The sequence below is a fragment of the Halobaculum gomorrense genome, from assembly GCF_900129775.1.
Classification (GTDB): domain Archaea; phylum Halobacteriota; class Halobacteria; order Halobacteriales; family Haloferacaceae; genus Halobaculum; species Halobaculum gomorrense.
Window position 1 is genome coordinate 74,042 of record NZ_FQWV01000006.1, and the last position, 12,782, is coordinate 86,823.

The following is a 12,782-nucleotide window of genomic DNA, read 5'->3' on the forward strand; positions in this document are numbered from 1 at the left end:
CACGTTTATACAGCCGTCCCGAGTACACAGTCAGTACGACCTGCTCGGGGTCGTGACCCGCTCCGTCGTCAGGGACTTATGACCGGCGGAGGTGTCGAGCCACCGAGCGGGAAGCCACACAACAATGTCAGTCTACGTCGACTACGAGACCCCTGCGGATCTCGCGGAGCGAAGCCTCGACGCGCTCGAGGTCGCCCGCGACACCGGCATCGTGAAGAAAGGAACCAACGAGACGACCAAGGCGGTCGAGCGCGGCAACGCCAAGCTCGTGTACATCGCCGAGGACGTCGAGCCCGAAGAGATCGTCATGCACCTCCCCGAACTCTGCGAGGAGAAGGGCATCGCCTACGTCTTCATCGAGACGCAGGACGATGTCGGCCACGCCGCCGGCCTCGAAGTCGGCTCCGCGGCCGCCGCCGTCACCGAAGCCGGCGACGCCGAGGAGGACGTCGAGGACATCGCGGGTAAGGTCGAGGAACTGCGGTAACCCACCATGTCCGCTGAAGAGCAAGAGAGCGGCTCCACGTCTGCCGAGGTCGTCGAGATCGTCGGCAAGACCGGGATGCACGGCGAGGCCATGCAGGTCAAGTGCCGCATCCAGGAGGGCGAAAACCAGGGCCGCATCATCACGCGGAACGTCCTGGGTCCCGTTCGGATGGGGGACATCCTCCAGCTGCGCGAGACTCAGCGCGACGCCGACTCCATCGGAGGTCAGTAAGCCAATGCCCCAGCAACGAGACTGCGACTACTGCGGCGCCGACATCGAGCCCGGTACGGGCACGATGTTCGTGGGCGTCGACGGCAGCGTCACGCACTTCTGTTCGGCGAAGTGCGAAAAGAACGCGGACCTGGGTCGCGAGGCCCGCGACCTCGAGTGGACGGCGGAGGGCCAGGAATGAGCGACCGAGACGAGCGCACGTTCGTGATGGTCAAGCCCGACGGCGTCCAGCGCGGCCTCATCGGGGATGTCGTCTCCCGGTTCGAGCAGCGCGGCCTGAAGCTCGTCGGCGCGAAGTTCATGCAGATCGACGAGGAGCTGGCCCACGAGCACTACGGCGAGCACGAGGGCAAGCCCTTCTTCGAGGGGCTTGTCGAGTTCATCACCTCCGGACCGGTCTTCGCGATGGTCTGGGAGGGCGCGGACGCCACCCGCCAGGTTCGGAAGATGATGGGCGAGACCGACCCCGCCGACTCCGCCCCGGGCACGATCCGCGGCGACTTCGGGCTCGACCTCGGCCACAACGTCATCCACGGCTCCGACCACGAGGACGAGGGCGCCAACGAGCGAGAGATCGCGCTGTTCTTCGACGACGAGGAGCTCGTCGACTGGGACCTCGACACCGCCGAGTGGGTGTACGAGGACGCCAACTGAGCGCGACCCGTCGTCTTCGTCTTCTGCGAGTCGATTCTTTTGATGCCGCGGTTCGTGAGCAACGCGTCTCGACGTGACCACGCCGGTTTCGGAGGCAGACACGTACATCCCCGTGAAACGTACTGCGTCCTCACTCACGACGGTCGTGTTCGCTCTCGCCGGGTTTGTCTTCCCGGAACGCACTCTCGACTACGCGGACCGACTTGCTCGCGGGGTTCGAGAATTCAGAGGATCTGGAGGCCAGCGACTGGCACGTCTCGCTGACGCGGTGGGTGTCGCTCCTCGTCGTCGTGGGGGCGCCGCTGGAGTTCCTCGCCGGCCGTCGTGACGCGCGCATCGAGAGGCGAGAGCCGGGCGCGAGAGCCGACGACGAGTAGTCGTCCGGCGCTCGTCAGTCGATCCGTTCGTCGGTCTCCTCGTATCGGTCGGCCAGCGCCGTGTAGTGTGCAGCGGCCGCCCGCGTCGGCGATTCCTCGAGTTCCGTCTTCGGCTCGGCCGGGACGCCGGCGACCAGCGTTCGCGGCGGCACCTCGGTCCCCTCGGTGACGACGGCGCCGGCGGCGACGACCGCCTCCTCGCCGACGTGGGCGTCGTCGAGGACGACCGCGTTCATGCCGACGAGGGCAGCCTCGGCGACCGTGGCGGCGTGCACGATGGCGTTGTGGCCGACGGTCACTTCCGGCTCCAAAACGGCGTCCTCGTGGAGCACCGCGCCATCTTGGACGTTCGACTCGCGCCCGACGACGATGCGCCCGTGGTCGCCCCGAAGCGTCGCGTTCGGCCAGACGCTTGCGCCGTCGGCCAGTTCCACGTCGCCGATGACGACGGACGCCTCGTCGACGTACGCCGAGTCGGCGATCGTCGGCTCGATTCCGTCGAACGATCTGATCATACGAGTCGATGCGGCCCCCCGGCGCTTGAATCTGTGGCGTCGGCGGTCGTGAACGCCCTGCCCCGGCTGTAACGACAGCATACAAGCCCGCCGGCGTGCAAGCGCGCACATGGTCACGTTCCTCGCAGGCGGCACCGGCACGCCGAAGCTCCTCGACGGTGCCGCCGACGTCTTCGCCCCCGAGTCCACCACCGTCGTCGGCAACACCGGTGACGACGTGGAGATCGGCGGCCACCTCGTCTGTCCCGACGTGGACACCGTTCTCTTCTCCGCTGGCGGCGTCCTCGACCGCGAGCGGTGGTGGGGGATCGAAGACGACACGACCGAGACGCACGCGGAACTCGCGCGCCTCGCCGACGCCGCCGGACTCGATGACGGCCCGCGCTACCTCTCGGACGAGGCGCAGACCGCCGGCCGCGATATCGCTCGCTGGCGCCGATTCTCCGGCGTCGCGGAGTTCATGGAGATCGGCGACCGTGACCGGGCGGTCCACGTCACCCGCACCTCGCTCATCGACGAAGGCCAGTCCCTCACCGAGGTGACCCGGACGCTCGCGGACGCCTTCGGCCTCGGCGTCGATCTGGTCCCGATGAGCGACGATCCCGTCGCCACGATCGTCCACACGGAGGACGGGTCGATGCACTTCCAGGAGTACTGGGTTGCGAACCGCGGCGGTCCCGCGGTCGAGGGCGTGGAGTTCCGCGGGAGCGACGCCGCGACCGCGACCGATGCGGTCCGCGCGGCGATGCGCGACGGGGTGATCATCGGTCCCTCGAACCCGGTCACGAGCATCGGGCCGATGCTCGCGCTCGACGGCGTCCGCGAGGCGCTGGCAGAGACGACCGTCGTCGCCGTCTCTCCCTTCGTCGAGGACCGGGTGTTCTCCGGCCCCGCTGCCGACCTCATGCGCGGCGTCGGCCGCGAGCCCAGCACCGCCGGCGTCGCCGAGTCCTACCCGTTCGCCGACGCGTTCGTGCTCGACGACGCGGACGGCACCGACCTCGACCGACCGGTCGTCCGAACCGACACGCGGATCGACGGCGCGAACGACGCCGAGCGCGTCGCCGAAGCCTGTCGGGAGGCGCTGGAGGTGGTCGGGTGAGCGACCGAGCAGTGACGCGGGCGGACGGGAGCCCGGCGACAGCGGCCGACCTCGGGGTCGACCCGCCGCTCGCGCTCGCGAGCCTGTCCGGGGAGTCGGACGCCGACTGGGCGCTCGCCGGCGCCCCGTCCGTCGGCGCGGCGTTCCTCGGCGGCATCGCACTCGACGCCGAGAGCCGCGCGGCCGTCCGGAGGATGGTCGCCGATCGGGATCGCGCGGAGTTCCGTCCGGCGGACCCGCTGGCGTGGATCGCCGAGCAGCTCGATGTGCTCGCCGAGTCGGACGCCGACCTCCGCGCCGGCGTGAACGTCCGCGCGACGAGCGCGGCGGCGATCCGCGAGGCGGCCGCGGTGTGCGCCGAGCGAAACGCGATCCTTGAGGTGAACGCCCACTGCCGGCAGGCGGAACTGTGTGCCGCCGGCTGCGGCGAGGCCCTCTTGGCCGACACCGACCGCCTCGCGACGTACGTCGCCGCGGCGGCGCGGGCGGGCGCCGACGTGAGCGTGAAGGTCCGGGCGGAAGTCGACGGCGTCGACCTCGCCGACACGGCTCGCGCGGTCGCCGACGCCGGTGCGGACGCCGTCCACGTGGACGCGATGGACTCGGAGGCCGTCGTGGGAGCGGTCAAGGACGCGGCGCCCGAACTCGTCGTGATCGCGAACAACGGCGTCCGCGACCGAGAAACCGTCCGCGAGTACCTCGCGTCGGGCGCCGACGCGGTGAGCGTCGGCCGCCCGAGCGACGACGAGCGCGTGCTCCGGCGGGTGCGGGCGGCGGTCGACGAGTGGACTGCAGACGCGGCGGCCGCCGGGACCAATGCCGAACGGCCGGAGGTGCCGCGGTGACCGACCGACCGAGCGCCGCGGACGCCTCGCGGCGCGGCCCCGCGGCCGACGCCGAACTCGCCCTGCTGTTGGAGGTGGCGGGGACGCCGAAGCCCGGCAACGTCGACCGCGCGCGCGACCTCGCGGACCTCCGGTTCGAGCACTTCCTCGCGGGCGCGGTCGGCGCCCGGCCGGGGCTGGAGCGCGCGGCCGCGGGCGACCCGATCGGGGAGGCGTTCGAGACGGCCGTCGCCGGCATGAGCGAGCAGTCGGGCGGAAACACGCAGTTCGGCTGTCTTCTCCTCTTGACGCCGCTCGTGCGCGCGGCCGCCGCAGACGACCGTCCGCTCGCGCCGGAGGGCGTCGCCGCGGTCTGCGAGGCGACGACCGTCGCCGACGCCGCCGGCTTCTACCGCGCGTTCGAACACGTCGACGTGGCGGTCGCGGACCCGCCGGCGGGGATGGACGCGCTCGACGTGCGCCGCGGCGCCGACGCGGTGCCGGCGCTGCGCGAGCGCGAGGCGACGCTGTTCGACGTGATGGCGGAGTCGGCCGAACCGATCGACGAGCGGGGAACCCCCGGCGACGCGAACGCCCGCGAGTGGGTCGAGGGGTTCCCGCGGACGTTCCGCGCGGCCGAGGCGATCGCCCGCGACGACGGGCCGATCGCCGACCGCGCGGCCCGGGCGTTCCTCGACCTGCTCGCAGAGGCCGACGACACGCTCGTGCGGACGCAACACGGCCCCGAAGTCGCCCGCGAAGTCCGCGAGCGCGCGGCGGAGATTGACTCGCTCGACGAGGCGGCAGCATGGGCCGACGAACTGGCCGAGCGCGGGGTCAACCCCGGAACCACGGCCGACATCACCGCCGCGGCGCTGTTCGTCGCGCTCGAACGCGGGGTGGCGGTGTGAGCGACCCCGACCGCGACGCAGTCGACGGGGGCGACACCTCCTTCGGGGGCGACGGCGACGGTGACGCGGCGACCGACTGGCCCGTCGACCTCGCGGGCGTCACCGAGTCGGTGGTCGCGACGCTCGGCCCGAACGGGCTGTGGAACCTCGCCGCGCTCGGTCTCCACGCTCCCGAGCACGACAGTCGACCCGCCGACGCGCCGGTGCGGGCGCGGACGTGGGGGCGCACGCGAACCCGACGGAACTTCGCCGAACGCGGCGGCGGCGTCGTCCAGTTCGTCGCCGACCCGCGGGACTTCGTCGACGCCGCGGCGACGGTCCGCGAGGAGCCGGAGCCGATGCTCGACTCGGCGGACGCGTGGGCGGAGGTGACCGCCGAGCGCGTCAACGCCGGCGAGCGCGGCGGCACCGAGTGGGTCGACTGGCACCTACACGTGAGCGACGCCGCCGTCGAGCGGACGGCGGTGCGGACGATCAACCGCGGGTTCGGCGCCGTGATCGACGCCACGGTCGCCGCCTCTCGGGTGGACGTGCCGGCGTACGACACCGAGGCGTTGCTCGCGCGGCTGCGGTACTTCGCGGACGTGGTCGACCGCTGCGGCGGCCCCGCCGAGCGCGAGGCGTTCCAGCGACTGCGCGAGGCGAGCGCGTGGGAGGACCGGGACGGGGACGGCGATAGCAACGGCGACGGCGGTGGGGACAGCGACGGCGATGGGGACAGCGACGGCAACGGGGACGGGGGCAAGGACGGCGACGCGCGCGTCGGCGACTAGCGGCCCAGCGACGCCGTCGCCCCGGAACGAACGCTTTTAGTTCGCGTTTCCTGTACCGTTGGGCATGGCGATCAAACCGAAGTACGTCAAGCAGCTGGCGACGCTGCTCTTGGAGAAGTACCCGCAGTCGTTCAACACCGACTTCGAGACGAACAAGGAGCACGTCGAGCAGCTGACGAACGTCGAGTCGAAGGGCGTCCGCAACCGCATCGCCGGCTACATCACCCGCAAGAAGGCCAGCAGCGCGGCCTCGGCGTAATCGGGACCTCGATTCTCGCGCGAGCCGCACCCCGCGAGCGGTCGCGCCGGCGCCCGCAACCGACAGCTTGAACGACGCGGGCCGTCGCGTGCGGGTATGTCGAGTTCCTCGCTCGCTGAGCGGCTCGGTACGTCCCCCGAGCGGGCGTACCTCGCGGCCGTCTTGGCGGCCACGCTCGCGATCGTCGCGGCCGCGCTCGCGTTCCCGGAGGCGGTGTACGACGGGTTCATCTGGCACTACTTCTGGGGCCCGGTGCAGGCGGACGCCAACTCCGCGGTGTGTGCGATCCGACCCGGGAGCACCGTCGAGTACCTCTACTCGAGTACGGAGTGTGCGGCCGCGGCCGAACCCGTCGCCTACCCCGGCTACACGCTCGTGTCGGAGGCCGGCTACGTCGCGATCCTCCTGGTCGCGCTCGCAGGCGTCGTGCTGCTGCTCCGGCGCCTCGATATCGCGCGGACGACCGACTTCTTCCTCGCGCTCGTCCCGTTTTTCGTCTTCGGGGGGGCGCTGCGCGTCGTCGAGGACGCCGACAACGCGATGGCGGATGCGCTGTTCCCATATCCGTGGAATACGCTGCTCATCAGTCCGATAATCTACTTCACCGTCTTCGCGCTCACGCTCGTGGTCGTGGTCGCAGTGGTCTGGCTGAGCCGCCGCGGGACGCTCGACGGGATAGAGCGCCCGATCCTCCTCGCCGGGATCGCGTTCAACGTCGTCACCGTCGGGTTCCTCGTCGCGCTCGCGGCGACGCCGGGGAATCCGGTCACCTTCTACCCGCAGGTGATCGCCGTCATTCTCGCCGGAACCGCGATCTCGACGGCGGCGACGTGGTACGCGACGAAGGCGTGGATCCCGTGGGTCCACTCGGGCACCGGGACCGCGGGGGTCGTCGTCCTCGCGGCCCACGCCCTCGACGGCGTTGCGAACGTTGTCGGCCTCGACTACATGATCGCGCTCGGCGCAGGGCCGAATCTCGTCCCCAAGCACCCGGTGAACCAGTTCATCGTCGACGCCGCCGGCGCCGCGTGGCCGTTCCTCGTCGTGAAGCTCGTCGCCGCCGTGTTCGTGCTCGCCGTCTTCGAGGAAGAGCTGTTCGCCGAGTCCCCGCGGTATGCCGTGCTGCTGCTCATCGCGGTGACGGCCGTGGGGATGGGGCCAGGGACGCGCGACATGCTGCGCGCGACGTTCGGTATCTGAGCGCGGGCGAACACGAACGCGAGGGGGTCGCTCCGACGCGGCCGGTCAGCGCTTCGAGGTCACGACCGCCCCGAGCGTCTGCGTCGAGATTGCCCCGTCGTGGACGTGGAACGTGTCGGTCGCGAACTCGTAGCTGTTGTCCGGCGTCTCGGCGTGCCAGACGATGTACGCGATGTCGCCCTCGACGACCCGCGTGTCCAACTGGAACTCGACGTCGCCCTGTCCGAACTCCGCGAACAGGCCCTCGAACAGCGTCCGGATCTCGTCGAGGCCGCGGAACGTTCCGCTCGTGTTCGTGATGACGACGGAGTCGTCCGTGTAATCCGCCAGCATCTCGTCCATGTTCTGGTCCATGAACGCGTCCAGATGGTGGTCGAGCACTGACTCGGTGGTGGCCGATAGACTGGTGGAAGCCATGCGGGATCAGATCACCGATCGACAGCGACGGGGAATTTCGTATCGTCAGAAAATCGCCGGTTGGTTGTCAGGAACTCAAAACGGCCTCGGCGGCGCGCGGCGAGTCGACGGATCGAACGAGGCGCCGCGGACTCCGCCGACTACTCCAGGACGACGAGCACGTCGCCCATGTCGACGGAATCGCCCTCGTCAACGAGCACCTGGCTCACGACGCCGCCCTTGTCGGCGACCACGTCGTTCTCCATCTTCATCGCTTCCAGCACGCACACCACGTCGCCGGCGGCGACCTCGTCGCCCTCGCTCACGTCGACCGAGAGGATGGTCCCCTGCATCTCGGCGGCGACCGCCTCGCCGTCGCCCTCGACGACGACCTCCTCGCCGCCGTCGTCCGCCTCGGCCACGTCGGGGCGCTCCATCCGGCCGGAGCCACCGCCCCCAGCGTTGGGGGTCGAGATGGCGGGCGCACCGCGCTCCTCCAGGCTCACCTCGAAGCGCTTGCCGTTCACCTCGACGGTGAACTCGCGCTCGGTCGACTCCTCATCGTCGTCGGCGCCGTCCAGGTCCGCGTCGCCGGTTCCCCACCGCTCTTGTGCCTCGGCGAAGCGCGAACGGTCGATCTCTTCGTCGAGGTACTTGGTGGTGTGTTTACCATCGACGAACGTCTCGTCGGTGAGCATCAGCCGGTGGAACGGGACGATCGTGACGACTCCCTCGATGTCGTACTCGGCGAGCGCGCGCCGCGAGCGGGCGAGACACTCCGTACGGTCGCTCCCGTGGACGATCAGCTTCGCGATCATCGAGTCGTAGTCCGTCACGATGTCGTCGCCTTGGCGGAGCGCGTCGTCCATGCGGACGCCGATGCCGCCCGGCGGGTCGTACGTCTCCAGGCTGCCCTGGTTGGCGGGCGCGAAGTCGTTGGCGGCGTTCTCGGCGTTGATGCGGAACTCCATGGCGTGCCCCTCCAATTCCACATCGTCCTGTGAGAACCCGATCTCCTCGCCCATCGCGACGCGCAGCTGCGCTTTCACGATGTCGATGCCCGTCAGCTCCTCGGTGACGGTGTGTTCGACCTGGATCCGGGTGTTGACTTCGAGGAAGTAGAAGTTCGCGTCCGGGCCGAGCGGCTCGCCGCCCTCGCGGTCGATATCCTCCTCGACGAGGAACTCGACGGTGCCGGCGTTCGTGTAGTCGGCCGCGCGGACGCCGCGGCGGGCCGCCTCGCCGATCTGCTCGCGGAGGTCGTCCGACAGCGCCGGCGACGGCCCCTCCTCGATGACCTTCTGGTGGCGCCGCTGGAGCGAGCAGTCGCGCTCGCCGAGGTGCCGGACGTTGCCGTGGTGGTCGGCGACGATCTGCACCTCGATGTGGCGGGGATTCTCCAGATAGCGCTCGAGGTAGACGGAGTCGTTCGAGAAGTACGCCTCGCCCTCGCGTTTCGCCGATTCGAGCTGGTCGGCGGCCTCGTCGGCCGACTCGACGACTTTCATCCCGCGGCCGCCGCCGCCGCCTTCTGCCTTGATTGCGACGGGATAGCCGTGCTCGTCGCCGAAGTCGGTGACCTCCTCGGGGTCGGTGACGGGGTCAGTCGTTCCGGGGACGATAGGCACGTCGGCATCGGACATGATCGTCCGGGCCTTCGTCTTCTCGCCGAGCGACTCCATCGCCTCGGCGTCCGGGCCGACCCACGTGATGCCCTCGGCGTCGCCGACCTTCGCGGCGAAGTCGGCGTTCTCCGCGAGGAAGCCGTAGCCGGGGTGGATCGCGTCGGCGCCGGCCTTCCGGGCGGCCTCGACGATCGCGTCCTGGTCGAGATAGGAGTCGGCCGCGCGGGCGGGGCCGACGTTGTACGCCTCGTCGGCGTAGCGGACGTGGCCGCCGTGTTTGTCGGCCTCCGAGTACACCGCGACGGTGTCGATGCCGAGCTCCGCACAGGCGCGCATCACGCGCACCGCGATCTCCCCGCGGTTGGCGACGAGCACCTTGTCGAACGCCTGAGTTTCGGTCATTCTTGCGAGGTGCTTCCGCAGGCCGTCTACTCAAACCGTCGGTTCGGGATCGCCGCTGGGTGAGAGCGGCCGTTGCTCGCGAAACGGCTACTCGAATCCGAGTACGAGCGTGGGGGCGCGAGGCGTGGCACACCGGGCGGTATCTAGACGGATCGTCGCCGGTTCAGAACCGCTTGGTCCGTCCGCTGGCCGTCCATTCGTCGGTGGGAGCCTCGCGGGGCACGCGCGCGCCGCGACCGCCCAGGGCGTCGAGGCGGCCCGCGAACGCCCAGCGCTTGCCGTCCCACGTCTCCTCGCCGTCCGCGGCGGCGGCCGCCGCGACCGCCTCCGAGTCGCGGACGTGCGCGCCGACGGCCGCGAGGATCGCCGCGGCCTCCTCGTCGTCGGCGTCGTCCGGGAGCGTCAGTCGCTCGGCGACCGGGGGTTCGTCGTCGGCCATCTCAGATCGGGATGTTGCCGTGCTTCTTGTCCGGGAGCGACTCGCGCTTCGACAGCAGCATCTCCAGGTCGTCGATGAGCCGCGGGCGCGTCTCCGTCGGTTCGAGCACGTCGTCGAGGAAGCCCTTGTCGGCGGCCGTGTAGGGGTTGGCGAACTCCTCGCGGTACTCGTCGATCAACTCCTGGCGCTTCTGTTCGGGGTCGTCGGCGTCCTCCAGTTCGTCGTCGTAGAGGATACTCACCGCGCCCTTCGGCCCCATCACGGCGATCTCGGCAGTCGGCCACGCGTAGTTCACGTCGCCGCCGATGTGCTTGGAGGCCATCACGTCGTAGGCGCCGCCGTAGGCCTTCCGCGTGATGACGGTCAAGAGGGGAACCGTCGCCTCCGAGTAGGCGTACAGCAGCTTCGCGCCGTGGCGGATGATCCCGTTGTGCTCCTGGTCGGTGCCGGGCATGAAGCCGGGCACGTCGACGAACGTGACGATCGGGACGTTGAACGCGTCACAGAAGCGGACGAAGCGCGCGCCCTTCTCGGAGGACTCGATGTCGAGCGTCCCGGCGTTCACGCGCGGCTGGTTCGCGACGACGCCGATCGAGTGGCCGTCAAGGCGGGCGAACCCGGTGACGATGTTCTTCGCGAAGTCCGCGTGCGTCTCGAAGAACGAGCCCTCGTCGACGACGCGGTCGACGACGTTCGTGATGTCGTACGGCTTGCGCGGCTCGTCGGGGACGATCTCGGTCAGCTCCTCATCGCGGCGGTCGGGGTCGTCCCACGGATCGACGCGGGGCGGGTCCTCGACGTTGTTCTGCGGGAGGTACGACAGCAGGCGGCGCATGTGGTCGAGCGCCTCCTCCTCGGAGTCTTCCGCGAAGTGCGCGACCCCCGACGTGGAGGCGTGGGTCTGGGCGCCGCCGAGCTCCTCGAAGCTCACCTCCTCGCCCGTGACGGTCTTGATGACCTCCGGGCCGGTGATGAACATGTGGCTCGTCTCTTTCACCATGAAGACGAAGTCGGTGATCGCGGGCGAGTACACCGCACCGCCGGCACACGGGCCCATGATGCCCGACAGCTGCGGGATGACGCCGGAGGCTTCGGTGTTGCGCCGGAAGATCTCCGCGTACCCCGCGAGCGATCCCACCCCCTCCTGGATCCGCGCGCCCGCGGAGTCGTTGAGGCCGACGACCGGCGCGCCCACGTCCATCGCCTTGTCCATCACCTTGCACACCTTCTCGGCGAACACCTCGCCGAGCGAGCCGCCGAAGACGGTGAAATCGTGGGCGAAGACGAACGTCTTGCGACCGTTCACCTCGCCGTAGCCGGTGACGACGCCGTCGCCCGGGATCTGTTTTTCCTCCATCCCGAACGCGTGGGTGTCGTGGGTCCGGAACTGGTCGAACTCGTGGAACGTGTCGTCGTCGAGGAAGTAGTCGATGCGCTCGCGCGCCGTCATCTTCCCCTTCTCGTGTTGGCGTTCGATCCGGTCCTCGCCGCCGCCCTTCTCGGCCTTCGCGCGCTTCTCGCGGAGCTCGTCGATGCGATCTTCCATCGTCACGGCCGGTCACCTCGAGTCGCAGCGGTCATTCGTTGGGTGGAGGGTGCGGCGAGGCGGCCCTTAGGGGTTCCGTAACAGGCTACGCTCCCTCGGGGTCGCCACGACCGGCGTCGTCGAGCACCGCCCCGATCCGATCCCACGTGATCTCGACGCGCGCACCGACCTCGCCCGCGGCGATCGCGCCGCAGGCGTTCGCGACCGCCAGCGCCCGCTCCAGCCCTGCTCCGCCGAGCCGCGCCGCGAGAAAGCCCGCGGCGAAGGCGTCGCCCGCGCCTGTCGTGTCGACCACGTCCGCGTCGAAGCCGTCGTGGGTGTGCGTCCGCCCGGTCGCGCGGTCGTGGACCTCCGAGCCGTCGCCCCCGTGAGTGACGACCAGCGTCGTGTCCCCCCGGAGCGCGCCGTAGCTCGTCGCGCCGTCGTCGTCCTCCGCCAGCAGCGCCGCCGCTTCCCGGCGGTTGGTGAACACCAGGTCGGCACGGGAGAGCGCGTCGGTGAAGTCGCGCTCGGCGAACTGCCGGCCCGGCGCGACGCTCACGGTCGCGTCGACCTCGCGCGCGCGCTCGGCCAGCGCGGCCGCGACCACCGGCGGCTGGTTCGTCAGGTGCAGGTGATCGGTGTCTGCGGTCAGCGCGTCCGGCGGGAGATCTTCGGCGGTGAACGCCTCGTTGGCTCCTCGGTTCGACAGCACCATCACCTCGCCGTCGGCGTCGACGATCAGGTACTTCACCGCCGTCTCGCCGTCCGCCTCCACGAGGCGGGTTCGGACGCCCGCCCGCGACAGCTCGCGTCCCGCGAGCGCGCCGGACCCATCGTCGCCGACGGAGCCGAACAGGGAGGCGTCGCACTCGAGCCCCGCAAGGACGGCCGCGACGTTGGCCGCGCTGCCGCCGCCGGCCTGGTGGCGCCGCTGGATCTTTACCTCGCCGTCGGGTGCCGGGAGCCGGTCGACGATCAGCGTCACGTCCCAGTTGACGTGGCCGACGCACAGCATGCTCGAACCGCCGGTCGGCGCGTCGCCGTCGCCCGTGCGGCCGC

At 70.3% G+C, this 12,782-nt stretch carries 17 protein-coding genes; 11 read left to right on the top strand and 6 right to left on the bottom strand.

Annotated elements, in window-relative coordinates; all coding sequences use genetic code 11:
* Positions 1–124: 124 nt before the first annotated feature.
* The 5 genes from rpl7ae (at position 125) to BUE16_RS16420 (ending at position 1,749) form a co-directional block, all read left to right on the top strand.
* Positions 125–487: a 50S ribosomal protein L7Ae gene (rpl7ae, locus tag BUE16_RS11440; protein ID WP_073309787.1), complete on the top strand. Its 363-nt coding sequence runs from the start codon at positions 125–127 to the stop codon at positions 485–487.
* Positions 488–493: 6 nt separating this feature from the next.
* Positions 494–718: a 30S ribosomal protein S28e gene (locus tag BUE16_RS11445; protein ID WP_073309789.1), complete on the top strand. Its 225-nt coding sequence runs from the start codon at positions 494–496 to the stop codon at positions 716–718.
* 4 nt (positions 719–722) lie between these two features.
* The gene (locus BUE16_RS11450; RefSeq protein WP_073309791.1) at positions 723–899 is read left to right on the top strand and encodes a 50S ribosomal protein L24e; all 177 of its coding nucleotides are present in this window, start codon (positions 723–725) and stop codon (positions 897–899) included.
* The gene (ndk, locus tag BUE16_RS11455; RefSeq protein WP_073309793.1) at positions 896–1,372 is read left to right on the top strand and encodes a nucleoside-diphosphate kinase; all 477 of its coding nucleotides are present in this window, start codon (positions 896–898) and stop codon (positions 1,370–1,372) included. The genes BUE16_RS11450 and ndk overlap by 4 nt, the downstream gene beginning before the upstream one ends.
* A gap of 164 nt (positions 1,373–1,536) precedes the next feature.
* A complete protein-coding gene (locus tag BUE16_RS16420; RefSeq protein ID WP_143165426.1) occupies positions 1,537–1,749 on the top strand; it encodes a hypothetical protein in 213 nt (70 codons plus the stop codon).
* Positions 1,750–1,763: 14 nt separating this feature from the next.
* Here the strand turns inward: BUE16_RS16420 and BUE16_RS11460 are convergent, their stop codons facing one another.
* On the bottom strand, positions 1,764–2,264 hold the full coding sequence (locus BUE16_RS11460) for a gamma carbonic anhydrase family protein (RefSeq protein WP_073309795.1): 501 nt from the start codon (positions 2,262–2,264) through the stop codon (positions 1,764–1,766).
* A 109-nt stretch (positions 2,265–2,373) separates the two neighbouring features.
* On the opposite strand from BUE16_RS11460, the gene cofD reads away from it, so the two are divergent.
* From cofD to BUE16_RS11490, 6 genes are all read left to right on the top strand, one after another.
* Positions 2,374–3,366, top strand: coding sequence for a 2-phospho-L-lactate transferase (gene cofD, locus BUE16_RS11465; RefSeq protein ID WP_073309797.1), 993 nt, complete (start codon positions 2,374–2,376; stop codon positions 3,364–3,366).
* Positions 3,367–3,377: 11 nt separating this feature from the next.
* Positions 3,378–4,211 carry a tRNA-dihydrouridine synthase gene (locus BUE16_RS11470; RefSeq protein WP_073310059.1) on the top strand — a complete coding sequence of 278 codons (834 nt, stop codon included), beginning with the start codon at positions 3,378–3,380 and terminating at the stop codon, positions 4,209–4,211.
* The gene (locus BUE16_RS11475) at positions 4,208–5,101 is read left to right on the top strand and encodes a triphosphoribosyl-dephospho-CoA synthase (RefSeq protein ID WP_073309799.1); all 894 of its coding nucleotides are present in this window, start codon (positions 4,208–4,210) and stop codon (positions 5,099–5,101) included. Before BUE16_RS11470 ends, BUE16_RS11475 begins: the two co-directional genes overlap by 4 nt.
* Positions 5,098–5,874 carry a DUF447 domain-containing protein gene (locus BUE16_RS11480; RefSeq protein ID WP_073309801.1) on the top strand — a complete coding sequence of 259 codons (777 nt, stop codon included), beginning with the start codon at positions 5,098–5,100 and terminating at the stop codon, positions 5,872–5,874. The genes BUE16_RS11475 and BUE16_RS11480 overlap by 4 nt, the downstream gene beginning before the upstream one ends.
* A gap of 64 nt (positions 5,875–5,938) precedes the next feature.
* On the top strand, positions 5,939–6,133 hold the full coding sequence (locus BUE16_RS11485; protein ID WP_073309803.1) for a 30S ribosomal protein S17e: 195 nt from the start codon (positions 5,939–5,941) through the stop codon (positions 6,131–6,133).
* A gap of 96 nt (positions 6,134–6,229) precedes the next feature.
* Positions 6,230–7,333 (top strand): DUF63 family protein, encoded by a 1,104-nt coding sequence (locus tag BUE16_RS11490; RefSeq protein WP_073309805.1) that lies wholly within the window; start codon positions 6,230–6,232, stop codon positions 7,331–7,333.
* 45 nt (positions 7,334–7,378) lie between these two features.
* On the opposite strand, the gene BUE16_RS11495 is transcribed toward BUE16_RS11490, so the two are convergent.
* The 5 genes from BUE16_RS11495 to BUE16_RS11515 form a co-directional block, all read right to left on the bottom strand.
* A complete protein-coding gene (locus tag BUE16_RS11495) occupies positions 7,379–7,750 on the bottom strand; it encodes a nuclear transport factor 2 family protein (RefSeq protein ID WP_073309808.1) in 372 nt (123 codons plus the stop codon).
* Positions 7,751–7,890: 140 nt separating this feature from the next.
* Positions 7,891–9,756: an acetyl-CoA carboxylase biotin carboxylase subunit gene (locus BUE16_RS11500; RefSeq protein ID WP_073309811.1), complete on the bottom strand. Its 1,866-nt coding sequence runs from the start codon at positions 9,754–9,756 to the stop codon at positions 7,891–7,893.
* 163 nt (positions 9,757–9,919) lie between these two features.
* Positions 9,920–10,195, bottom strand: a complete 276-nt coding sequence (locus BUE16_RS11505) for an acc operon protein (RefSeq protein ID WP_073309813.1) — start codon at positions 10,193–10,195, stop codon at positions 9,920–9,922.
* 1 nt (position 10,196) lies between these two features.
* Positions 10,197–11,741, bottom strand: a complete 1,545-nt coding sequence (locus BUE16_RS11510; RefSeq protein WP_073310061.1) for an acyl-CoA carboxylase subunit beta — start codon at positions 11,739–11,741, stop codon at positions 10,197–10,199.
* A gap of 85 nt (positions 11,742–11,826) precedes the next feature.
* The gene (locus BUE16_RS11515; RefSeq protein ID WP_073310064.1) at positions 11,827–12,738 is read right to left on the bottom strand and encodes a carbohydrate kinase family protein; all 912 of its coding nucleotides are present in this window, start codon (positions 12,736–12,738) and stop codon (positions 11,827–11,829) included.
* Positions 12,739–12,782: the final 44 nt, after the last annotated feature.